Source organism: Streptomyces sp. RG80 (assembly GCF_040446465.1).
Taxonomy (GTDB): Bacteria; Actinomycetota; Actinomycetes; order Streptomycetales; family Streptomycetaceae; genus Streptomyces.
This window is the reverse complement of the sequence record NZ_JBEAAJ010000018.1, coordinates 118986-141022: the sequence shown is the minus strand read 5'-3', so window position 1 is coordinate 141022 and position 22037 is coordinate 118986. Positions and strand designations below refer to the sequence as shown.

Annotated in this window: 16 protein-coding genes; 9 read left to right on the top strand and 7 right to left on the bottom strand. The window is 70.5% G+C overall.

The genetic code is table 11. From position 1 onward, the window contains the following. The first annotated feature begins 25 nt into the window (after window positions 1–25). Window positions 26–739, top strand: a complete 714-nt coding sequence (locus ABKA17_RS44560) for a hypothetical protein (protein WP_353698162.1) — start codon at window positions 26–28, stop codon at window positions 737–739. Between the two features lie 321 nt (window positions 740–1060). Then, window positions 1061–1975, top strand: a complete 915-nt coding sequence (locus tag ABKA17_RS44555) for a replication-relaxation family protein (RefSeq protein WP_353698161.1) — start codon at window positions 1061–1063, stop codon at window positions 1973–1975. 176 nt (window positions 1976–2151) lie between these two features. On the opposite strand, the gene ABKA17_RS44550 is transcribed toward ABKA17_RS44555, so the two are convergent. Beyond that, window positions 2152–2709 carry a hypothetical protein gene (locus ABKA17_RS44550; RefSeq protein ID WP_353698160.1) on the bottom strand — a complete coding sequence of 186 codons (558 nt, stop codon included), beginning with the start codon at window positions 2707–2709 and terminating at the stop codon, window positions 2152–2154. A 133-nt stretch (window positions 2710–2842) separates the two neighbouring features. Here ABKA17_RS44550 and ABKA17_RS44545 point away from each other — a divergent pair, with 133 nt between their 5' ends. Then, window positions 2843–4030: a helix-turn-helix domain-containing protein gene (locus tag ABKA17_RS44545; RefSeq protein WP_502994544.1), complete on the top strand. Its 1188-nt coding sequence runs from the start codon at window positions 2843–2845 to the stop codon at window positions 4028–4030. Beyond that, complete coding sequence (locus ABKA17_RS44540) at window positions 4027–4566, top strand: flavoprotein (RefSeq protein ID WP_353698158.1); 540 nt, start codon at window positions 4027–4029, stop codon at window positions 4564–4566. The genes ABKA17_RS44545 and ABKA17_RS44540 overlap by 4 nt, the downstream gene beginning before the upstream one ends. 127 nt (window positions 4567–4693) lie before the next feature. On the opposite strand, the gene ABKA17_RS44535 is transcribed toward ABKA17_RS44540, so the two are convergent. The 4 genes from ABKA17_RS44535 to ABKA17_RS44520 form a co-directional block, all read right to left on the bottom strand. Next, the gene (locus tag ABKA17_RS44535; protein ID WP_353698157.1) at window positions 4694–5917 is read right to left on the bottom strand and encodes an MFS transporter; all 1224 of its coding nucleotides are present in this window, start codon (window positions 5915–5917) and stop codon (window positions 4694–4696) included. Between the two features lie 7 nt (window positions 5918–5924). Next, window positions 5925–6392 carry an ArsI/CadI family heavy metal resistance metalloenzyme gene (locus ABKA17_RS44530; protein ID WP_353698156.1) on the bottom strand — a complete coding sequence of 156 codons (468 nt, stop codon included), beginning with the start codon at window positions 6390–6392 and terminating at the stop codon, window positions 5925–5927. Between the two features lie 28 nt (window positions 6393–6420). Beyond that, window positions 6421–7782 carry an FAD-dependent oxidoreductase gene (locus ABKA17_RS44525; RefSeq protein ID WP_353698155.1) on the bottom strand — a complete coding sequence of 454 codons (1362 nt, stop codon included), beginning with the start codon at window positions 7780–7782 and terminating at the stop codon, window positions 6421–6423. 723 nt (window positions 7783–8505) lie between these two features. Next, the gene (locus ABKA17_RS44520; RefSeq protein ID WP_353698154.1) at window positions 8506–8871 is read right to left on the bottom strand and encodes an ArsR/SmtB family transcription factor; all 366 of its coding nucleotides are present in this window, start codon (window positions 8869–8871) and stop codon (window positions 8506–8508) included. An 84-nt stretch (window positions 8872–8955) separates the two neighbouring features. On the opposite strand from ABKA17_RS44520, the gene ABKA17_RS44515 reads away from it, so the two are divergent. Then, window positions 8956–9732 (top strand): SDR family oxidoreductase, encoded by a 777-nt coding sequence (locus ABKA17_RS44515; RefSeq protein WP_353698195.1) that lies wholly within the window; start codon window positions 8956–8958, stop codon window positions 9730–9732. A gap of 64 nt (window positions 9733–9796) precedes the next feature. Here the strand turns inward: ABKA17_RS44515 and ABKA17_RS44510 are convergent, their stop codons facing one another. Then, the gene (locus ABKA17_RS44510) at window positions 9797–11281 is read right to left on the bottom strand and encodes an NAD(P)-binding domain-containing protein (RefSeq protein ID WP_353698153.1); all 1485 of its coding nucleotides are present in this window, start codon (window positions 11279–11281) and stop codon (window positions 9797–9799) included. A gap of 35 nt (window positions 11282–11316) precedes the next feature. Beyond that, a complete protein-coding gene (locus ABKA17_RS44505; protein WP_353698152.1) occupies window positions 11317–11487 on the bottom strand; it encodes a hypothetical protein in 171 nt (56 codons plus the stop codon). A 499-nt stretch (window positions 11488–11986) separates the two neighbouring features. Between ABKA17_RS44505 and ABKA17_RS44500 the strand changes: the two genes are divergently transcribed. The 4 genes from ABKA17_RS44500 to aepY all read left to right on the top strand — a co-directional run bounded on the left by ABKA17_RS44500 (window position 11987) and on the right by aepY (window position 21990). Beyond that, window positions 11987–19051 carry an SDR family NAD(P)-dependent oxidoreductase gene (locus tag ABKA17_RS44500; protein ID WP_353698151.1) on the top strand — a complete coding sequence of 2355 codons (7065 nt, stop codon included), beginning with the start codon at window positions 11987–11989 and terminating at the stop codon, window positions 19049–19051. Window positions 19052–19077: 26 nt separating this feature from the next. Next, window positions 19078–20118: a ketoacyl-ACP synthase III family protein gene (locus ABKA17_RS44495; RefSeq protein ID WP_353698150.1), complete on the top strand. Its 1041-nt coding sequence runs from the start codon at window positions 19078–19080 to the stop codon at window positions 20116–20118. An 85-nt stretch (window positions 20119–20203) separates the two neighbouring features. Further along, on the top strand, window positions 20204–20890 hold the full coding sequence (locus ABKA17_RS44490; protein WP_353698149.1) for a DedA family protein: 687 nt from the start codon (window positions 20204–20206) through the stop codon (window positions 20888–20890). Then, window positions 20887–21990: a phosphonopyruvate decarboxylase gene (aepY, locus tag ABKA17_RS44485; RefSeq protein ID WP_353698148.1), complete on the top strand. Its 1104-nt coding sequence runs from the start codon at window positions 20887–20889 to the stop codon at window positions 21988–21990. The genes ABKA17_RS44490 and aepY overlap by 4 nt, the downstream gene beginning before the upstream one ends. Window positions 21991–22037 lie beyond the last annotated feature (47 nt).

Below are 22037 nucleotides of genomic sequence, written 5' to 3'. Positions count from 1 at the left end.
CTGAACAGAAGGGGACGGTTCTGCCATGACCTCGCACCGTGAACCTCGCCTGGCCGACGCTGCCGAGATCGCGGCCGAACACGGTCTGACGTCCGCACGGATCAGCCAGTTCTACACCGAGCGCACCGAGAACACCGCCGGCAAGGCGTTTCCCGAGCCTGTCGACAAACGTGGCCGGGCCCGTCTGTGGGACCACGCGGAGGTCACCGAGTGGTTTTCGCACCGTTCCGCGGCGCGGCTCACCCAGCACAGGCCGCCTTCCCTCGATCCGGAGACGTTGCTGAATGCCTCGGATGCCTCGAGGTATCTCGGCTACAAGAACGCCAACCAGGTCAACACGTTCGTGCGGGACCACCCCGGCTACTTCCCCGAGCCGGACGTCGTGGAAGAGATGGGCACGGCCGAGAACCCCTACCGCCGCCAGTTGTGGAAGGTGGCGACGTTGCAGGAGTGGATGGCCAGCCGGCCCGGCCGCGGACGGCGAGCCGGGACCAAGCCCGCGCCGCCGCTGCCCGAGGTGTCCGCCGACGGTGATCCCCAGGAGCTGCTGGGGGCAAGCCAGGCGGCCGCGCTGCTGGGATACAAGAGTGTCGGCTCCTTCTCCAGCGCTCTGTCTCAGGGCAACCTGCCGCTGCTGAAGACCGTGGACGGACTCGCCGAAGCGGGCCGTCAGAAGGGGCGCCGGCGGTGGACGCGTCGGCGCATCCTGGACCAGGCCGCACAGCGGTCCAGTAGGTAGCACCTGGCGGTGAGCGGACCTGCGCGCACCGCACCTATGAACGCGGCTCCCGGTGTGAGGAGTTGGTCCCTTGCGGGCCGGGGGTCGCACGATGGCCGGCATGGCGTGGTTCGTCACCACGCCCCGCAGCAGCATCTGCTGCTGCGGACCGGCCATCGCTCATGTTCCGACCGCTTGCGCGGATGGCTCCACGGCGTCATCCGCGAGTGGTGTGGTCTGCCCGTACCATGGCGCAGACCATGAGGTTGTTCTGGGATCGTGACCGTGGTCGGGGTCTCGTGGTCCGGGCCATGGTCTGGGTCGGCCGCTTGTCTTTGTTCCATGACTCGATCCTCTTCAGGTGTTTCAGCCGCCGAACTGGCCCCCAGCCCTGCTGAGCCGTTGCGCTTGCAGGTCCTGACCGCGCTCGCCCTGCACCGGATGGCCACGACCGGCCAGCTGCTCCAGATGCTGCGGCCGACCGGCTCTCGCCAACTGGTTTCCCGGGCGCTGAACAAGTTGCGCGCGGCGGGCTTGGTCGACCTCACCCCGCTGCCGGACCTGGACCGGCCGCGTACGCATGCCTGGTACCTCACCCCGGACGGGGTGCTTCTGGCCCGCGATCATCCCCTCCTGCGCGGGCGCCCGCCGTACCCCATCACCTCGGCAACAGCAGCGTCATTGAAGACGCCGCACACGCTGACCGTCGTACGGTCCCACCTGCCGTTCGCGGCAGACGCGCGCCGGCTCGGGCACGAGCACGGCCCGTGGGACTGGACTCCCGAGGTGGCGCATTCCATCGGTGAGGGTGAGCGGCTCGTGGCCGACGCCGTCCTGCACTACACCGTCATCGACAGCGAACGCCGTCGCAAGCTGCGCGCGTTCGTGGAGGTCGATCGCACCACCATGAGCAGCGAACGCCTGGCCGTGAAGCTGATCGAGTACGCCAGGCTGTTCCACTACGAAGCCCAGCCCGTCGGACGCCGCCGATCTGTCTCCACCGGCCCGGCATGGCTGCGCTGGTATCCGGTCTTCCCCCGCATCCTCTTCGTCCTCACCGGCGCCTCCCGGGCCCGGCTGGACGACCGCATCAGCGATCTGCAGGCGATGGTCGCCCACCACCCGCTCGTCGCAGCCCTCGCCCGCGAGGTTCCGTTGGGAGCCGCCGTCCTCGAGGACATCGAGGAGCACGCTCCCTCCGGGCCGGTCTGGGTGCCACTGACCGGGGGTGAGCCCCGCCCGTGGACCGATCTGTGACCACGTCGACCGTGCGCGTGTACCTGGGGGGAAGGGAAGTCAGGCTCGTTGTTGGCTGGCTGTGAACATGGAGGAGCCCCCGACCGGGCCGGGTGGAACGGCCGGTCGGGGGCTCCCGCGCCCGAGCCCACGGGGGAGAGGCATCGGGCGGATCGGGGGTCAAGCGGAGTGCGCGCTCAGTGGGCCGCCGCGTTGGACTCTGCGGAAGAACCGGTGAAGGCCTCGAACAACTGCTGAGGGTCCAGGTCGCCGGCGGACATCGAAGGATGGGGACTGCCAGGGTGAGGCCCGACGAGGGTCTCGTCGGCGCCGTCTTCCCCTTCGACTTGGTCCTCCCACGACGGGCACGGATGTGGGGGAGGCAGGCTCAGCCACGACGCCGCGTACGAGCCGATGCTGCCGGGGGTCGGCACCACGACCCATCCGCCGATCGGCACGACGCGCACATCCGGCACCTCCGCCCACAGGTGCGCCCAGCCAGGAGAGAGGAGCGTCAGCAGCTTTCCGTGGAGGTAGTCGGCGAAGAGCGCATAGCCGTCCCCGATCGGTACCTCTATGGCGTCGAGTGCTGCGAGTCCGCGTGCGAGCGGCAGGACGACGACGTCCTGGCCGCCGTTGTGCTGCTGCAGGCGTGTGGACCACGTCCCTGCGGCAAGCAGTGCGTCACGGCGCGTTCCTCGCGGCTCGCCGTACAGCGAGGTCCACGTGGGAGGTGTCTTTGGGGACTTGGCCATATCCGGACGGTAGGGGCGGTATACCGGTTCCAGCCCACACGGTGTGTGTGGGTTGGCACTCTGCGTGCGGAGAACTCCCGTGGACCCGTTACAGATCGGTCGCCGTGTCAGGTTCTGGCGGACACGGCGCGGCATGACGCAGGAGGCCTTTGCCGCGCTGATGGGCAAGAGCGTCAGATGGGTGGAGGAGTTCGAAGGCGGCCGCCGCCAGGCAGACCCGCAGCTCTCGATCGTCCGGCTTGCCGCCCTGCGTCTCAACATCACGCTGGAACGCCTGCTGACCGATCCCGTCGACACCGGGTGCGTCGGAGAAGCCGAGATCGAAGCCGTACGCCGTGCCCTGTACCGGCACGACGTCATCACCGGATCCTGTGACCACTCGTCCGCCCCACCACGTCCCGTCGAGCAGCTGCGCCGCTCGGTCGCCCACGCGCATCTTGGCTTCCAGGCCGGGCATTTCTCCCAGCTCAGCTCTGTCATTCCGGCCCTGCTCGTGGACACGACCCGGGCCGCCCAGCACTACGAAGGAGACGACCAGCTCGTCTCGTACGAACTGCTGTCGCTGGCGCTGGAGTTGACCGAGGCGGCCGCCATCAAGTGGGGCGACACCGAGCTGGCAGTGGTGGCCGGGCACCGCGCCGTCGCGGCCGCCGAGCGATCCGAGAACCCCGTGATCAAGGCCAGCGCGGCCCGGCGTCTGGGGGAGGCCATGACCAGCGCCGGCCAGGCCGCGGGCGCCGCGCAGTTCGTGCTCGCCGCCGCTGAGCGGCTTGCCCCGGAGTTGCTGCGCTGCGGGCCGGACGGCTACAGCGTGCTGGGCATGCTCTACCTCAAAGCCGCCATGGCCGCCGCGGCCGCCGCCGAGGCGGACGACCGCAACCCCGGCCAGCACGCCCGCCGTGTGCCCGACTTCCTTGGCCAGGCCGAGGAACAGGCCGAGCGCCTCGGATGTGACGACAACCGGCTGTGGACCGCATTCGGCCCGACGAACGTCTCGCTCTACGCCGTCGCGGCGCACGTCCAGCTGTCCGAGGGAGCCGACGCCGTAGCGGTCGCCTCGGGCATCTCTGCCGCAGCGTTCCAGAACTTGCCCCGGGAGCGCAGAGCGCACCTTCTCACCGACCGCGCCCACGGCGAGCTGCAGGCCGGCCTGCGCGAGCAGGCGGTGGCCACCTTGCTGGAGGCCGAGGAGCTGGCGGCCGATGAGGTCCGGTGCCGGCCCCGCACGAAAACGCTCGTGGAGAACCTCCAGCTCCTCGGAGTCGGTTGCGCCGAGGGCCGCTTGCGCGCGCTCGCTGATCGCTGTGGACTGCCCGGGTGACGAACCGGACGCTGTACCTGATCGCCTGTGCCGCTCCTCCTGCCCGTCGTCTGGACATCCCTATCCGGGCCGCGCAAAGGGCCAACTGGGACGTCTGCGCGATCCTGACGCCCTCCGCCTACCGATGGGCCACCGAGGACGCGGAAGGCGAAATCGAGGACCTGCAACAGCTCACCGGGCATCCCGTGCGCTGGCAGTACAAACTCCCCAGCCAGCCAGACGTTCTCCCGCCACCAGACGCCATCCTCGTAGCGCCCCTGACGAGCAACACCCTGAACAAATGGGCCGCCGGCGCATCCGACACCCTGGCCCTGGGCCTGATCACAGAGGCCATCGGGCTGCGTATCCCCACCGTCGCACTGCCCCACTGGAACGACGCTCAAGCCGCTCATCCGGCTGTGCCGCGCAGCGTGGAGACCCTGCGCGATGCCGGCATCACCATCCTGCTCGGCGAAGGCGGATTCACCCCGCACAAACCACGCCACGGTGACCTCGACGCCTACCCATGGCAGACCGCAGTCGACGCACTGCCCTAACGGATGGGCCGCCGCGGCGCCCCGGGCCTTGGCCCGGGGCACTGAAGCGCCGATGTGACGGCCTCCGTCGAGCGCAATGCCTGTGGCGCCGGTTCGAGCGAACCACCGCCATCGGCGTGCAAGGGGGTTAGGAGTCACGCTGGAGACGTACAGCCGTTCCGAGAGCGGTGAGCGCGGCCAGCATGGAAAGAGCGGACAGCAGTCCGAAGAGGTGTGGGTATCCGCCCAGTGGTGCGGACAGGGCGGCCCCGGCGAAGGGCGCCAGGGCGGAAGCCGCAGTAGCAGGCGCCGCGAGGAGCCCAGACAGTCGGCCGTAGTGACTGGTTCCCCAGCGGTCGGTGATGGCGGTGGCCTGCATGAGGGTGATGTTGCCGCGGACCATGCCGGCTGCGACAGATAGGGCGACCAGCAGGCCGTAGGGGCCCGGCACCAGTGCCAGAGCAGCGGTGGTGAGGCCGCCCAGCCCGATGAGCGTGACGGTGCGGGCAGTTGGCCGGGTGCGGCGGGCCAGGGTTGCGTACAGGGTTCGGCCGAGGGTCTGACCGGCGCCGCCGAGACCGAGGGCCCAGGCGGCCTGGCTGGTGGTGAAGCCGCGTTCCAGCAGGAGGGGGACGAGGGCGACGACGACGGCGTAGATACTGAATGCGGAAAGGGTCAATGCGGCAGCCAGCAGCCAGAACGGCCGGCTGCGGGCCACCGCGTCCGCGCCACCGGTGGCGTGAACGGGCGCTTGCGGCGCTGGGGGCCAGGGGGCGTTCAGCGCGAGGGAGTGGGCCGGGATCGTCACGGCAGCGAGGACCACGGCCAGGACGGCGTACGTGGTGCGCCAGCTGAGGTGTTCGGCGAGCATCGCGGTGACGGGCGCGAAAATGGTGGAGGCGAGGCCGCCGGCCAGAGTGACGATGGTGAGTGCGCGGATGTGGTCGGGGGCCCACCAGCGGGTCAGCGCGGCGAAGGCGGGTTGGTAGAAGGTGGCCGCCATCGACATTCCGGCGAGTAGCCAGCCGAGCGTGAAGACAGCCAGGTTCGGGGCGGCGGCCACGATGAGGATGCTGATTACGCCGAGGACCGAGCCGGCGGTCATCACGGCGCGTGGGCCCCTGCGGTCGATGATCCGGCCGACCCGTATGCCGGTGAACGCGGAGACGAGCAGGGCGGCGGAGAAGGCTGCCGTGGTCGCCCCGACCGGCCAGCCGGTGGCCTTGTTGATCTGCGGGTTGAGTACCGGGAAGGCGTAGTAGACGATGCCCCAGCTGGTGATCTGGGTGGCGCACAAGGCAGGCAGCACGCCGCGAGGCCGTGACCGGTCCCCCGTTCCGGTCACGGCCTCGGTGGTGCGGATTTGGGCCATCTGCGGATCAGCAGCAGCTGCTTGCGGCGGCCGGTTCCTGCGTCTCGCTGGTGTCGGCCGTCGTCGGGTCGGCGCAACAGGTGCTGCCCTGCTGCTTGGCCAGGGAGTCGGCGTCGGCCTTGACGACGTACACCTCCCAGGGCTCCTGGCCGGGACCGTGCACCCAGACCTTGTCCTGGAGGGCGTAGCAGCAGGTGGTGTCGTACTCGACGTCGGTGGCCAAGCCCTCTTCGCTCAGCCGCGCGGTGGCCGCGTGGACCGCCTCGGTGCTGTCGACCTCGACGCCGAGGTGGTCCATGCGGGTCGACTCGCCTGCGGTGCCTTCGATCAGGACGAGCTTGAGCGGTGGCTCGGCGATGGCGAAGTTGGCGTAGCCGTCGCGGAGCTTGGCGGGTTCGGTGCCGAAGAGCTTGCTGTAGAAGGCGATGGACGCTTCGAGATCCGGGACACGGAGGGCGAGCTGTACGCGGGACATGACGAACCTCCTGGTGTGGATGGGGTGTTCAGCAGCCGCCGGACGTGGCGGCCGGGGCGCCGATGCCGATCTGGAGTGTGGTGGGGGCGGCGCAGCAGCCGCCGCCGGACTGCTCGGTGTTCTCCGCCTCGTCGAACAGGCCCGCGCCGCCGCAGACTCCGGTCTCCGGCAGGATCAACTCGACGCGTTCGGCGGCCTCTTGGTCCCCGGCGATCGCAGCGGTGATGGAACGGACCTGCTCGTAGCCCGTCATGGCCAGGAAGGTCGGGGCGCGGCCGTAGGACTTCATGCCGACGAGGTAAATGCCCTGCTCGGGGTGGGAGAGCTCGTTGACGCCGTGCGGGTAGACCGTGCCGCAGGAGTGGACGTTGGGGTCGATCAACGGGGCAAGGTCGGTCGGTGCCTGGAGGCGCTCGTCCAGGCCGAGGCGGAGCTCGGCGAGGAAGGACAGGTCGGGGCGGAGACCGGTCAGGACGATGACCTCGTCGATGGGGTCCGTGCGGTGGCCGTCGTCGGACTCGAGGACGAGGCGGTCGCCGTCGTGGGAGACGGCCTGGGTGCGGAATCCGGTGATCGCGCTCGCGTGACCGGCCTCAACGGCCGCCTTGGCGCGCAGGCCAAGAGCGCCGCGGGCGGGGAGCTGGTCGGCCTCGCCGCCGCCGTAGGTGTTAGCGCCGATCCCGCGGCGCAGGATCCACACCGCGTGCGTCCCCTTCTCCTCCTCGGCCAGGTCGGCGAGGAGAGCGAGGGCAGTAAAGGCGGAGGCTCCGGAGCCGATGACAGCGGTGCGCTTACCTGCGTAACGGGCACGTGCGGCTGGATCGTTGAGATCCGGGAGACGGTAGGAGATGCGATCAGCAGCCGCCTTCTCCCCGAGCGCGGCCAGGCCGTCCGCGCCCATCGGGCTCGGCGTCGACCACGTACCGGAGGCGTCGATGACAGCGCGCGCGGTGATCCGCTCCTCGCGGCCGTCGGCGGTCTCGATGTGCACGGTGAAGGGCTGCTCGTCACGGCCAGCATCGACGATCCGGTCACGGCCGGCGCGAGCGACGCCGGTCACCCGGGCGCCGTAGCGGACCGTGTCGCCGAGGACGTCGGCGAGCGGCTGCAGATACTGCTCGGCCCAGTCACCGCCGGTCGGATAGGCCGCGGCGTCGGGGCGGACCCAGCCAGTCGGGGCCAGCAGCTTCTCCGCGGCCGGGTCGATGACCTCGCCCCACGTGGAGAACAGGCGGACGTGCGACCACTCCCGGACAGCGGAGCCTGCGGCCGGGCCGGCCTCCAGGACCAGGGGGTCGAGGCCGCGCTCGACCAGGTGGGCGGCGGCGGCCAGGCCGACGGGGCCGGCCCCGATGACCACGACGGGCAACTGATCGGTGAGCGCGTTCACTGGAATCCCCTTTGTTTCGACATCCGTCGATCCCTTGCGCTGCCCAGCATGGCACTCGCATCGATGAGCGTCAACATAGACGTTCATCGATGCCAGGGGAAATGAAGGCTTGCAGGCCGAGTCGACGATTGCGGGCGATCGGGGCAGCCAGCGTGCACTGGCCGACCACACCGTAGACAGGCATGGGGTTTAGGCGAGCGGATGAAGGTCGCGGTCGCATCCGACCGAAGCCCGGCGCCTGTCGGGCAGCCGAGCAGCCATGGCGCAGACGTCGGCCGTCACTCGTGCAGGGCTACCCGTTAGTCGGGTGATCGCTGGGCCGGGCCAGGCTGTAGCGGGTGGCCGAAGGCGCTCACAAAGGCGCCCGGAGCGACCCGCGCACTTCCTAGTCGAATGCCACCGGCGTCTGCTGCAGGTACTCCAGTCCGCACCGGGCCTGCGACGTGACCTTGCGTCCCGGCGGCAGCCCAGCGGCGCAACTGACGACGGCGGCCAATCGGCCGACGCGAAGATTCAGGGGCGCCCAGGCTTTGACGGGAGGACACGGCAGGACCCTGCTCACACAGCCGCGACGCCCGGCGCGAGAATGCCGCTCCCACTGACCCCTGGTCGGCCAGTTGTGCATTTTCAGCGCGAGGCGCGAGGACTCAGAAGCGGTGGTGCGCAGACGCGTGTCACCGCCCGCACCTCCGGCCCCAACAGCGGCAGCGACCGGGAGGGGCTTCAGGCTGCTTTGGCCGGCGTGGGGGTGAGCAGATGCCCCATCGCAGCGAGGACGGAGGGTTCGACGCGGTAGTAGACCCACGTCCCCCTGCGTTCGGACACCAGAAGGCCGGCTTCCTTGAGCTTCTTCAGGTGATGGGAGACGGTGGGCTGGGAGACACCGACGTCAGCGATGTCGCACACGCACGCTTCGCTGTCGGGGTGGGAGGCCACCTTGGAGAACAGGCGGAGCCGGACCGGGTCGCCGAGGGCCTTGAACATCGCGGCGGTGAGTTCGGCTTCTTGCACCGTCAACTCTCGTTCGGTCAGTGCCGGGCAGCACGGCTTGGCCGGGAGCGCGGCCACTTTCCCCTGGAGCTTTGACATCTGTCTATGTTGACACTCGTTGACACGGATGCCAAGATCCCTTACTTCGATGTCTGTCTAATCAAGGGCTGGGGGAAGCACTTCATGGCCATACCCACTCAGGGTTCGAAACAGCGCACCGCGGTGGTGACTGGAGGCAGCAGCGGCATTGGAGCAGCCACAGCGCGCGAGCTGGCCCGGGCAGGGTTCACCGTCGTCCTCACCGCACGCAGGGTGGACCGTCTGGAAGCGGTGGCCAAGGAAATTCGCGCCGAGGGCGGCATCGTGCATGTCTGTCCCCTGGATGTGACGGACCGCGAAGCGGTCGCCGCATTCGCTGAGCAGGTGGAGGCCTGCGAGGTGCTGGTGAACGTCGCCGGCGGGGCTTTCGGGGTCGAGGAGATCGCGCAGGCCGATCCCGCCGACTGGCGGCACATGTACGAGGTCAACGTGCTGGGCACTCTGCAGGTGACCCAGGCGCTGATGCCAAAGCTGCTCGCGAGCGGTGATGGCACGGTGGTGGTGCTGACGTCGACGGCTTCGTTTACGTGCTACGAGGGCGGCGGCGGTTACAGCGCGGCCAAGCACGGGGCGCACGTGCTCGCCGAGACGCTGCGGCTGGAGGCGTGCGGGCAGCCGCTGCGGGTGATCGAGATCGCGCCGGGCATGGTGCAGACCGAGGAGTTCTCCCTCAACCGCTACCGCGGTGACACCGACCGGGCCGACGCCGTGTACGCCGGTGTGCCGGGCCCGCTGGTGGCCGAGAACGTGGCGGATGCGGTGGTCTGGGCGGTGTCCCGCCCTTCGCACGTGAACATCGATCTGCTGGTGGTGCGGCCCAGGGCGCAGGCGGCGCAGCACAAGGTGCACCGCACGTCCTGACGGCTGGTGCGGCTGCCTCTGCCCCGATACGGGGAGGGGCAGCCGCGTTTCGTTGCCGGTTCGGTCAGCAGCCGGTGGCGCCGGGCGCGTCGAACTGTTCGGCGGCGTAGGCGGCCAGCTGGAGTGCGGCGGTGTGGTCGATGCCGAGTTCGGTGGCTGCGGACAGGACTGCCTCGGCTGCGCTGGCGGAGGTGCCCAGGTGCTTGGCGGTGACGTGGAGCAGCTGTTCGTGCTGGTCTTTGGTCAGTCCCAGGCGCAGTGCGATGGCTTCGCCGCCGGCGGTCACCGAGCACACGCCGGTCTCCGGCAGCTGCAGTTCGACCGACTGGGCGGCGTCCATGTCGCCTGCCAGGGCTGCGGCGATGGAGCGGACCTGCTCGTAGCCGGTGAGCATGAGGAAGGTCGGGGCGCGGCCGTAGCTCTTCATGCCGACGGCGTAGTAGCCCGGTTCGGGGTGGGCGAGCTCGCGGTAGCCGTGGGGGGTGACGGTGCCGCAGGAGTGCTGGTTGGGGTCGATCAGGGGGGCCAGCGCGCGCGGCGCGGACATGATCGGGTCCAGTTCCAGGCGCAGTTCGTCGGTGATGTGCAGGTCGGGGCGGAAGCCGGTGGCGGCGACGATGCGGTCGGCGGTCAGGGTCTGCTCGGTGCCGTCCGGGGTGCGGGAGATGAGCTGGACCTGGTCGTGTGCCGGGTCGTCGCCCAGGGGGCGGATGCTGTGGGTGCGGAAGTTGGCGGCGAGGGTGACGCGGCCGGTGTCGACGAGCATCTTCAGGCCGGAGCCGAGAGCGCCGCGGGCGGGCAGTTCGTCGTCGCTTCCGCCGCCGAAGGAGGCGGCGGGGTCGGCGGCCCGGATGGCCCAGGTGATGGTGGTGCCCAGTTCGGCGTCGGCGAGTTCGGCGAGTGCGAGCAGGGTGTTGGCAGCTGAGTGGCCGGCGCCGACGACGATGGTGTGGCGGCCTGCGTGCTGGGCGCGGTCGGCGCCGAAGACGTCGGGCAGGCCGTGGTTGATCCAGGCGGCGGCTTCCGCTTCGCCGTGGGCGGGCAGGCCGCCTGCGCCGACGGGGTTGGGCTGGTGCCAGGTGCCGGAGGCGTCAATCACGGCGCTGGCGAGCAGTTCCTCGCCGTCGGCCAGGCGCAGGACGAACGGTGTGTTCTCGCGGTCGGCGGTGCGCAGTCGGTCGATGCCCAGGCGGCTGATGGCCGTGACGGTGGCGCCGTAGCGGATGTGGGGGGCCAGGGCGGGCAGTTCGGCCAGCGGCTGGAGGTACTGCTTGACCAGGTCGCCGCCGGTGGGCAGGGCGGAGGCGTCGGGTTCGTCCCAGCCTCCGGCGGCCTGGAGCAGGCGGCGGGCGGCGGGGTCGGTGTTGTACTCCCAGGGACTGAAGAGCTGGATGTGGGACCAGGCCCGCACGGCCGAGGCCGGGGTGTCGCCGGTTTCCAGGACGACGAAGGGCAGGCTGCGCTCGGCCAGGTGGGCGGCGGCGGCCAGGCCGACGGGTCCGGCTCCGATCACGGCGACGGGAAGACGGTCGGGGCTGTGGTCAACCACGGTGCGGTGTCCTTTCAGGAAGGGGGTAGCGGTGCTCAGGCATCGCGTGCGGGCTCGGGCGGCGCGGTCGGGGAAGCCTCGTCGCCGTCTGCCTGCAGGCGCTGCTCGGCGCGCTGCCGTGCCCGGCGCTGTAACTCGGCGATCGCGGCGCAGCAGGGGCTCTCGCTCTGCTCGTCGGCGGCCGGGTTTGCGGCGGAATCGTTCATCGGGATCGGCTCCTGTCGCGGCGGCCCCGCCGGCGGCGCGGCGGAGGCTTCATCACAACCGCCTATATAGATAAACAACGAATCAAGATTCCAGCCTTGCCTCTGATTCGATGAATGTCAACCTTCGGCCGAAGCCTCATCCAGTGTGACGAGCGTCACTTCGCGCCGCGTTGCATGTGGCGCCCCCGACGAGTCAATCTCGATACATATCGAAACAGCGGGGGTGTGCGGCACGGGGCAATCGCCCAGTGCCGTAACGACATTCAGGAAACAGCGGCTGTGCCGACGGCCGCGTCCGGACCGTGAACGGTGTGAAGCGCTCGCCACGCCTTCGACCGCTCAAAAGACGGGACCGGCTCTTCCCTGTTCCCTCCCCTTCTGCCTCGGTGTGTGCGCCCGCCACCGGGCCGGCTGTTGTGCCGGTCTGCCGCGCACAGACCGTGGTTCCTTCCGTGCTGCTTCACCAGTGAACGGCTTCGCCATGCCCGGAAGGACATCCATGCCTCACGACCCCACCCGCGCGGCTGACGCCGCCAGCGAACCGATCGCCATCATCGGTATGGCCGGACGCTTCGCCGACGCCACCAGTCTTGAGCAGCTGTGGGACATGCTGCTGCAGGGCCGTGACGCCATCACGGACATCCCGCCCGAGCGCTACGACGTCGACGCCGTCTACGACCCGGCTCCCCGCACACCCGGCCGCACCGTGAGCCGGTGGGGCGGGCTGCTGCGCGACATCGACGCCTTCGACGCGGAGTTCTTCGGCATCTCCCCGCGGGAGGCCGACCGCATGGACCCCCAGCAGCGGCTGCTGCTGGAAGTCGCCTACGAAGCACTGGAGGACGCAGGCCAGCCCCTGCCGCAGATCGCCGGCACCGACGCGGGAGTGTTCATCGGCCAGTTGGGCGGCGACTACTGGCACCTGCAGTACAGCAACCGCGACCAACTGGACCTCTACGCCATGACCGGTGCGGCCTCCCGCGCCATCACCTCCGGGCGCCTGTCGTACGCCTTCGACTTGCGCGGCCCCAGCTTCACCGTCGACACCGCCTGCTCCTCCGCCCTGGTCGCCGTGCACAACGCCGTCCAGGCGATCCGGCTCGGCGAGTGCCCGCTGGCGATCGCCGGCGGCGTCAACCTCGTGCTACTGCCGGAGGAAGGCGTCGTCTACTCCGGGGCCGGCATGCTCGCCTCCGACGGCCGCTGCAAGTTCGCCGACGCCTCCGGCGACGGCTTCGTGCGCAGCGACGGCATCGGCGCTGTCATCCTCAAACCGCTCTCAGCCGCTCAAGCCGACGGCGACCGCATCCGCGCCGTCATCCGCGGTTCCGCCGTCGGCAACGACGGACAGAGCAGCGGCTACCTCGTCACACCGGCCGTCGAAGGCCAGCGCGACGTGCTGCGCCGCGCCTACGCCAACGCCGGCATCGACCCGGCCGACGTCGACTACATCGAGGCCCACGGCACCGGCACCAGCGTCGGCGACCCGGTCGAACTCGAAGCCCTGGCCCACATCATCGGCCCCCGCCCCGCAGACCAGCGCTGCCTGGTCGGCTCGGTGAAGACCAACATCGGCCACGCCGAGGCGGCCGCCGGAATCGCCGGGCTGATCAAGGCCGTGCTGTGCCTGGAGAACAAGACGGTCCCGCCCAACCTGCACCTGAACCACCCCAACCCGGCCGTCGACTGGGACAACCTGCCGCTGAGCGTCCCTACCCAGGCCACGCCGCTGCCCGACCACGGCAGGCCCGCCGTCGCCGGGGTCTCCAGCTTCGGCTTCTCCGGCACCAACGCCCACCTCGTCCTCGAAGCCGCACCCCAACCGGCCACCCGCGACACGGACACCCAGACGCCGGCCACCCGGAGCGAACTGCTGGTGCTGTCCGCCCTCAGCCCCGAAGCCCTGACCGACGCCGCCCGCGCCATGGCCGGCCACCTCGAGGGCTCCGGCGCCCAGCACGCCTGGCGCGACATCTGCCACTCCGCCGCCCTGCGCCGCACCCCCCACGACGCCCGCCTGGCACTCGCCGCCGACAGCCACACCGAAGCGGCAGCCGCCCTGCGGGGCTTCGCCGACGGCGAGACCGAGCCCGGCCTGTCCTTCAGCGACTACACCGACCTCGAAGCGGTACCCAGGATCGCCTTCGTCTTCCCCGGCCAGGGCTCGCAGTGGCCCGGCATGGGCCGTGAACTCCTGGACAGCGAACCGGTCTTCCGCCACAGCATGGAAGCCTGCGACGAGGCCATCAAGACCGAGACCGGCTGGTCGGTCATCGACCTGCTGCGCTCCGCGGACGAGGAACGGCTCAAGCAGCTCGACGTCATCCAGCCCACCCTGTGGGCCATGGAGATAGCCCTGGCCGAACTGTGGCAGTCCTGGGGCATCACGCCGGACGTCGTCATCGGCCACAGCATGGGCGAATCCGCCGCCGCCTACATCGCCGGCGCGCTCTCCCTGCCGGACGCGGCCGCCGTCATCTGCCGCCGCAGCCGGCTCGCCAAACGTCTCTCCGGTCTCGGCACCATGGCCTGGGTCGCGCTGCCCGCCGACGAGGCCGAAGCCGCACTGGCCGGATTCGAGGACACGGTCGCGGTGGCTGCCATCAACAGCCCCACCTCCACCCTGCTGTCCGGGGATGTCGACGCCCTGACCCAGGTCCTGGCCGCCCTCGACGCCCGCGGCATCGACAACCGGCGCGTCAACGTCGACTTCGCCTCGCACTGCCCCCAGATGGACGCCCTGCGCGAGGACCTGCTCGAAGAACTCGCTCACCTCACCCCGCGTGCGGGCCGCATCCCACTGCACTCCACCCTGCTCAACGAGGTGATCGACGGCTCCGGCATGGACGCCGACTACTGGGTGCGCAACATCCGCCGGCCCGTCGACTTCGCCGGCGCCGTACGCGGCCAACTCGACCTCGGTGAGACAGCCTTCATCGAAGTCAGCCCCCACCCGCTGCTCGTCGCCGGCATCAAGGAGACCAGCCGCCTGCACACCGGCGCGGACACCACCGCCATCGGCAGCCTGCGCCGCCACACCGACGAACGCACCAGCCTGCTCACCTTCGCCGCCGCCCTGCACACGGCCGGCGCACGCCTGGACTTCGCCACCATGAGCGCCGGCGGCCACTACGTGCCGCTGCCGTCCTACCCGTGGCAGCGCACCCGCCACTGGATCAGCCACACCCCCAGCCCGGCGACCGCCCCTGCGGCCGCGACACCCCAGGCGCCACCGGCCGTCCGGCAAAAGGCCGCACAGGCCCCGCATCCACTGCTGGGCCCGCCCTTGGCCGCCGAAGGCGCCACGCACGTCTGGCAGGGACCGCTGGACCTGAGCAACAACGCCTACCTGCGCGACCACTGCATCCAGGACACGATCATCCTGCCGGGCACCGCCCACCTGGAACTCATCGGCGCGGCCGCCCGCACCGTGACCGGATCCGACAACCTGTCGGTGTCCGACGTGCACTATCACCGCGCCCTGTTCCTGGACGAAGACGGCCCCGCACCCGAGGTCAAGGTCACCGTCACCCCGCGCCCGGACACCTCGCTGCACTGCCGCATCCACAGCCAGGACGCCGACGGCGCAGAGTGGATCCTGCACACCGAAGCCACCGCCCGCGCCCTGCCGCAGGATGCTCCCGAACCGTCCGAACCGCTCCACGCCATCCGCGCCCGCCTGCCGCAGCACCAAAACGCCGGCGACTTCTACCCGTTCAACGCCGCACGCGGCAACCAGTGGAACGGCACCTTCCAGGGCATCACCGAACTGTGGCGCACCGACGGCGAAGTCCTCGCCCGCCTGGACTGCCCCTCCGCGCTCGCCGACGGCCTGGCCCACCATCACTTCCACCCGGCGCTCCTGGACGCCAGCGGCCACGCCATGGCCGCTGCCCGGCCGCTGACCGTGCCCGGGGAGGAAGGCGTCTTCGTCCTGGGCGGCATCGACGAGGTCCGCTTCTACCAGCAGCCGCCCGCCGCCTTGTTCAGCCACGCCAGGCTGCTGCCCTCCCCTCGTGAGGACTCCTTCGCCGCCGACATCGACATCCGTGCCGAGGACGGCCGCCTGATCGCGCAGATGCGCGGCCTGCGCCTGCAGTACCTGGCCGGTCACGCGCCCGCACTGCTCACCACACCCCCCGAGGACCTCGTGACGCCGACCGAGACTTCCCCCACCCCCGCCGCCCCCGGCGGCGGCAGTGACCGCGACACCTGGCTGCACTCCCTGACCTGGGACGAGATCCCCCTGCCCGCGCCCAGCACGGCCGCGCCCGCACAGGAGGGCTTCTGGCTGGTGCTGACCGACAGCGGCTCCACCGGGCGGGCCCTGGTACGGGAACTGACCGGTCGCGGACAGCGCGTGGTCGCCGTCACCGCAGGCGCCGGCCCCCTGGCCGGAGGCGGCGACCGGTACCGCATCGACCCGTCGAAGCAGGAGCACTACCGCGAGATCCTGGGCGACGTCGCCCGCATCGGCACCTGCCGCGGCATCCTCCACCTGTGGGCCCTGGACGCCCAGGCAGGCCTGGACGCAACCCCCACCGAGATCCGCCGCGCCCAACTCCTGTCCTCCCACAGCGTGCTGCACCTGGCCCGGGCCCTGGAAGAGCGCCTGATCGGACAGCCTCCGCTGTGGCTGATCACCCAACTCGCCCAGGCCACCGGAACCGGCGAGCAGGTACGCCATCCCTTCCAGGCCATGCTGTGGGGACTGGGCCGCACCCTGGCCGCCGAGGCCCCGGCGCTGACCCCGCGCCTGGCCGACCTCGACCGGTCCGCCGCCAGCGTCGCCACCCTGGCCGAACTGCTGAAGCACGGCGACCAGGAGGACCAGATCGCGCTGCGCGACGGACGGCGCCTGGCAGCCCGGCTGCGTCCCGCGGCCGCCGCGCACGCGCCGCGTGCTCTGTCACTGCCCACACCGGGCGTCATCGACGACCTGCAGCTCACCGCGATACCCGAGCGAGCCCTTGCCGCAGACGAAGTCCGTATCCAGGTCAGCCACGCCGGCGTCAACTACCGCGACGTGCTGCTGAGCCTGGGCGCATACCCCGGGCAGGACAACCGGCCGCCGGTCATGGGCTGGGAGTGCGCCGGCACCGTCACCGAGACCGGCCGCGCCGTCACCGATGTCACGGTGGGCGAGGAGGTCATCGCCTTCGCCGAAGGCGCCCTGGCCACCGAGGTCGTCACCCGCGCCTGCCTGACCGCGCCCAAACCGGCCCAGCTGACCGGGGCCGAGGCCGCGACCTTGCCCGCCGCGTACCTCACCGCCTACCACGCGCTACACGACCTGGCCCGCCTGGAGCGCGGCCAGAAGGTCCTCATCCACACCGCCACCGGCGGCACCGGACGGGCCGCGCTGAGCATCGCCCGCTGGAAGGGCGCCCGCATCTTCGCCACCGCCGGCAGCGACGCCAAACGCCAACTGCTCACCGAACTCGGCGTGGAGCAGGTGGCCGACTCCCGCAGCCTCACCTTCGCCGACACCTTCAAAACGGCCCTCGGCGACGAGGGATTCGACGCCATCTACAACACCCTCGCCGGCGACGCCATCGAAGCGAACCTGTCACTGATGGCCCCCTACGGGCACTACCTCGAGCTGAGCAAGCGGGACATCCTCGACAACAATCCGCTGCCGCTGGGGGCCTTCGCCCGCAACCTGTCCTTCCACGCCGTCGACGTCGTGCACATGATCCAGCACGCCCCCGAGCGGGCCGGCCGCGTGCTGCGGGCCGCCGCCGCCCTGGTCGGCCAGGGCGCCCTGGAGGCACTGCCGCACACGGTGTACCCGGCGGACCAAGCCGCGGACGCCTTCCGCCTGATGGCCCAGTCCCGCCACACCGGCAAGATCGTGCTGTCGTTCGACCCGCAGCCCGCTGCTGCGCCAAGTCCCCGCGGCCGGGCCGTGAGCGTCCACGCCGACGGCACCTACCTGATCACCGGCGGGGCGGGCGGCATCGGCGGCCAGCTGGCCCTGTGGCTCGCCGACCAGGGCGCCCGGCACCTGCTGCTGACCGGACGCAGCCCGCTGCCCGACCCCGACGCGCCGATGACCGACGACCATCCGCACGCTGGTGCTGTCGCTGTGCTCCGGCAGCTGCGCGAGCGCGGCGTGCACGTGACGTACCAGGCCGTCGACGTCGCCGACCTCCAGGCCATGCAGGCGCTGTTCGCCTCCCGGCGCCGCACCGGCCTTCCGCCGGTGCGCGGTGTCTTCCACGCCGCCGGGGTCATCGACTACACGCCGCTGAGCGACATGAGCGCCACCGAAATGGACCGGGTGCTGGCGGCCAAGGTCTCCGGAGCGTGGAACCTGCACCGGCTGCTGCACGAGGAGTCGGTGGAGGCATTCGTCCTGTTCTCCTCCGGCTCGGCCCTGCTCAGCTCGCCCATGCTGGGCGGGTACGCGGCCGGCAACGCCTTCCTCGACGCCCTGGCGCACCACCGGCACGCCCAGGGGCTGCCGGCGACCGTCATCAACTGGGGCTTCTGGGACAGCGTCGGCATGGTGGCCCGCAAGGAGCAGCAGGAAGAGCGCACCCTGCTGCCGCAGGGCATGGCCTCCTTCAGCCCGGCCGACGGCCTCGCAGTGCTCGGCAGGATCCTGGCCGAGGGCCGTCTGCACACCGCGGTGCTGCCGGCCGACTGGCCCGCCTGGGCCCGCGCGTACCCGGGCGCCGCGGCCGCGCCGCTGCTGCAGCACTTGACCGGCGTCAAGCAGCCCGTGCCGTCGGCCGTAACCGAGCACGAGCAGCGAAGTGGCAAGGCGGTAGCGCTCGCCCAGACTCCGGCTCCCACCACCGCGCCGTCGGCCGCCCCCGCACCGCAGACAGCTACCGCGCCTGCGGCCGCTGCCCGGCCTGTCCCGCAGGATGCCCCTGTGGCGCAGGCGGTGCCCGGCAGCGAGCTGCTGGACTTCCTCAGGCAGGAGGCCGCCGTGGTGATGGGCCTGCGCGCGGAACGCGTCAACGTCAACCGGCCGCTGAACCGGCTCGGCATGGACTCCCTCATGGCCGTCGAACTACGCAACCGCATCGAACGCCGCTACCAGGTCAAGCTGCCCATGGTGCAACTCCTCAAGGACGGCAGCATCACCACCGTCGCCCAAGCCCTCGCCGCTGAACTCAGCCCTGTACAAGGCCCGGCTGAGACCGTGACCGACGATGCCGGCGCACCGGTGGCCGCCGACGAACCCGAGACGGGTTCTGTCGCACCGGTCGCACCCGTCGCCGCAGCGGCTGCCCCCGTCGAGGCACCCGCGGTGCCGGAGTCCGGTGGAGCCCAGGCCGCTGCTGCGCAGGCGGTGCCCAGCAGCGAGCTGCTGGACTTCCTCAGGCAGGAGGCCGCCGTGGTGATGGGCCTGCGCGCGGAACGCGTCAACGTCAACCGGCCGCTGAACCGGCTCGGCATGGACTCCCTCATGGCCGTCGAACTACGCAACCGCATCGAACGCCGCTACCAGGTCAAGCTGCCCATGGTGCAACTCCTCAAGGACGGCAGCATCACCACCGTCGCCCAAGCCCTGGCCGCCGAACTGAACTCCGCTGACGCCTCGGCCTGACCGAGCGAGGGACGAGGACCGACTTCATGAAGACCACCGACATTCGCATCGCCGGACTGGGCACGCACATCCCTGAGATCGTCGACGCCCGCAAGGCCGTCGCTCTGGGCCTGTACGACGCCGAGGACTACGAGTTCTACGGCTGGACGGGCGCCGCTGTCGCGGATGACATGCCTGCCCCGGACATGGCGATCGCCGCTGCCCGGCAGGCCATGGAACGCTCCGGGCTGCACCCGCACGACATCGACCTGCACATTCACGCCTGCGGTCACGAGCAGGGACCTGAGGGATGGTCACCGCAGCACTACATCCTGCGGCACGTCACCGACCGCGACGTGCCTTCCTTCCGTGTCTGGCAGGCGTGCAGCGGCCTGATCGGCTCCCTGGAGCTGGCCGTCTGCTACCTCAAGGCCGTACCCGAACGCAGTGCCGCCCTGCTCACCGGCGCCGACAACGTCGGCACCCCGAACTTCAACCGGTGGGCCTTCGGCATCCAAAACGGTGTCCTCGGTGATGGAGGCAGCGCCGTCCTGCTGTCGAAGTCGGAGGGATTTGCGAGCCTGCTGTCCATCAACACCGGCTCGACCGCCGAAGTCGAGGAGCAGTACCGCGGCAGCGAGCCGCTCTTCCCGCCGTCGCTGACGGTCGGGCGCAGTATGGACTTCAAAGAGCGCCTGGCCGCCACCGGGGGGCTGGAGGAGACCGTCGCCGAGGTCGTGCGCCGCCAGGGAGAGCTGCGCACCGAGATCGCGCTGCGCACGCTGGCCGAGGCGGGCCTGGAGCCGGGCGACGTCACCCGTGTCTGCCACGTCTTCACCGGCCAGGAAAGCTACCTGAAGGTCATTCTCGACCCGATGGGGCTCTCCCCCGCGCAGGGCCTGCTCGACTTCGGCCGCAATCTGGGCCACATGACGGTCAACGACCAGATCGTGGGCCTGACCCACCTGGTGGAGACCGGCCAGGTCGGCCCCGGCGACCACGTCCTGATCGTGGCCCACGGGGGCGGGGTGTCCATCACGTGTGCCGTGGTCCGTATCGACGAGCGTCCCGTGTGGGCCGCCCGCTAGCGCTGTAGAGGGCGCCGGCCCCGCTGCGGGGCCGGCGCGCGTCCTGCCGTCCGCTCAATCCATCTGACCTCTGGGGCACACCGCGATGATGAACCTCGCCTCCTCACCCTTACTCGATGCCGAAGCGCTGATATCCACCTTCGGGATGCTCGGCATCATGGCCACCGTCTTCGCCGAATCCGGGCTGATCGTCTGCTTCTTTCTGCCCGGCGACTCGCTGCTGTTCACCTCAGGCCTGCTGGTGGCCAACGACCAGATCCTGCACCAGCCGCTGTGGCTGGTCATGCTCGCCATCGCCGTCGCCGCGGTGCTGGGCGACCAGTTCGGCTACGCCTTCGGCCGCAAGATCGGCCCGGCTCTCTTCAGGCGGCCCAACTCCCGCTTCTTCAAGCAGGAGAACGCCGAACGGGCCCAGGAGTTCATGCTCAAGCACGGCCCCAAAGCGCTGGTGATGGCCCGCTTCATCCCCGTGTTCCGCACCTTCATCCCCATCACCGCCGGCGTGGGCCGCATGACCTACCGCACGTTCTTCCTGTTCAACGTGCTGGGCGCGGTCCTGTGGTCGGTGAGCCTCACCCTGGTCGGCTACTACCTCGGCCAGATCGCCTTCGTCCGCGACAACATCGAGGCCATCGTCATCGGCATCGTGCTCGTCTCCGGCATCCCCATCATCGTCGAAGGCATCAAGATGCGCCGACGCTCCCGGGCCGCTGCCCAGGAAGCGCCCAACTCACCGTCCCCCACCGCTGAAACGGAGCTGCCCCGTCCATGATCTCCGCTCAAGAATTCTGTGACCTCCTCGCCGAGCGCGGGTTCACCCTCGCCAGCGGCGTGCCGTGCTCCCACTTCGGCGGGCCGATCGCCCACCTGAGCACCCAGCCCGGCCGCTACGTGCCCGCCCCCAACGAGGGCAGCGCACTGGCCGTCGCCGCCGGCGCCGCCCTGGGCGGGCAGCGCGCCTACGTCATGCTGCAGAACTCCGGCCTGGGCAACCTGATCAACCCGCTCACCTCACTGGTGATGACCTACCAGCTGCCGATTCTGACCTTCACCAGTCTGCGAGGCTGGCCCGACCCGGCCACCGACGAGCCCCAGCACGCGGTGATGGGGCCAGCCACCCCCGCCCTGCTGGACAGCGTCGACACCCCGCACTACACGCTGTACGCCCAGCACGGGGCGGAGGAGTTCCGGTCGGTCCTGGACCAGGCGGAGAAGGACCTGGCAGAGCAGCGGGCACCGTTCGTGCTGGTCGAACGCGGCGCCATCGGCAAAGCCGAGGCCGCCAACGACCCGCATACGCAAGGGCTTGCCGCCGCGCAGGCGATCGGTGTCGTGACCGCGGCCGCGCCGCAGGCGGCGGTCATCGCCACCACCGGCTTCACCGGGCGAGACACCTTCGCGGTCGCGGATGCGCCCGGCAACTTCTACATGCAGGGCTCCATGGGCCACGCCTCGTCGATCGGTCTCGGCGTGGCGCTGACCCATCCCGAGCGCACCGTGGTGGTGCTGGACGGGGACGGGGCCCTGCTGATGCATCTGGGCGCGCTGTCGATGATCGGGAACGAGGCGCCCGCCAACCTCATCCATGTGGTGCTCGACAACCGGGTGCACGAGTCGACGGGCGGGCAGGCGACCACGTCGGCGACCACCTCGTTCCCCGAGATGGCACGGGCCGCCGGCTACGCCAGCGCCGTCGCCTGTGACAGCGAGGAAGCCCTGCGCGGTGCGATGCAACGCGCCCAGGCCGCCTCCGGCCCGCACCTGATCAGCGTCAAAACGCTGCCGCGGACCGGCTCCATACCACCGCGGGCAACCAACGCCCTGACCACGCTGGACATCCGCGACCGTTTCCAACAGAGCCTGCAGCAGTAGGACAGCATCCGGCAGGGCCGGTGCTCCTCCCCGTGGGGGAGGAGCAC

Coding starts and splice junctions, on each gene's coding strand:
- ABKA17_RS44560 (WP_353698162.1), top strand. CDS start 26: ATGACCTCGCACCGTGAACCTCGCCTGGCCGACGCTGCCGAGATCGCG.
- ABKA17_RS44555 (WP_353698161.1), top strand. CDS start 1,061: ATGACTCGATCCTCTTCAGGTGTTTCAGCCGCCGAACTGGCCCCCAGC.
- ABKA17_RS44550 (WP_353698160.1), bottom strand. CDS start 2,709: ATGGCCAAGTCCCCAAAGACACCTCCCACGTGGACCTCGCTGTACGGC.
- ABKA17_RS44545 (WP_502994544.1), top strand. CDS start 2,843: ATGACGCAGGAGGCCTTTGCCGCGCTGATGGGCAAGAGCGTCAGATGG.
- ABKA17_RS44535 (WP_353698157.1), bottom strand. CDS start 5,917: ATGGCCCAAATCCGCACCACCGAGGCCGTGACCGGAACGGGGGACCGG.
- ABKA17_RS44530 (WP_353698156.1), bottom strand. CDS start 6,392: ATGTCCCGCGTACAGCTCGCCCTCCGTGTCCCGGATCTCGAAGCGTCC.
- ABKA17_RS44520 (WP_353698154.1), bottom strand. CDS start 8,871: ATGTCAAAGCTCCAGGGGAAAGTGGCCGCGCTCCCGGCCAAGCCGTGC.
- ABKA17_RS44515 (WP_353698195.1), top strand. CDS start 8,956: ATGGCCATACCCACTCAGGGTTCGAAACAGCGCACCGCGGTGGTGACT.
- ABKA17_RS44505 (WP_353698152.1), bottom strand. CDS start 11,487: ATGAACGATTCCGCCGCAAACCCGGCCGCCGACGAGCAGAGCGAGAGC.
- ABKA17_RS44500 (WP_353698151.1), top strand. CDS start 11,987: ATGCCTCACGACCCCACCCGCGCGGCTGACGCCGCCAGCGAACCGATC.
- ABKA17_RS44495 (WP_353698150.1), top strand. CDS start 19,078: ATGAAGACCACCGACATTCGCATCGCCGGACTGGGCACGCACATCCCT.
- ABKA17_RS44490 (WP_353698149.1), top strand. CDS start 20,204: ATGATGAACCTCGCCTCCTCACCCTTACTCGATGCCGAAGCGCTGATA.
- aepY (WP_353698148.1), top strand. CDS start 20,887: ATGATCTCCGCTCAAGAATTCTGTGACCTCCTCGCCGAGCGCGGGTTC.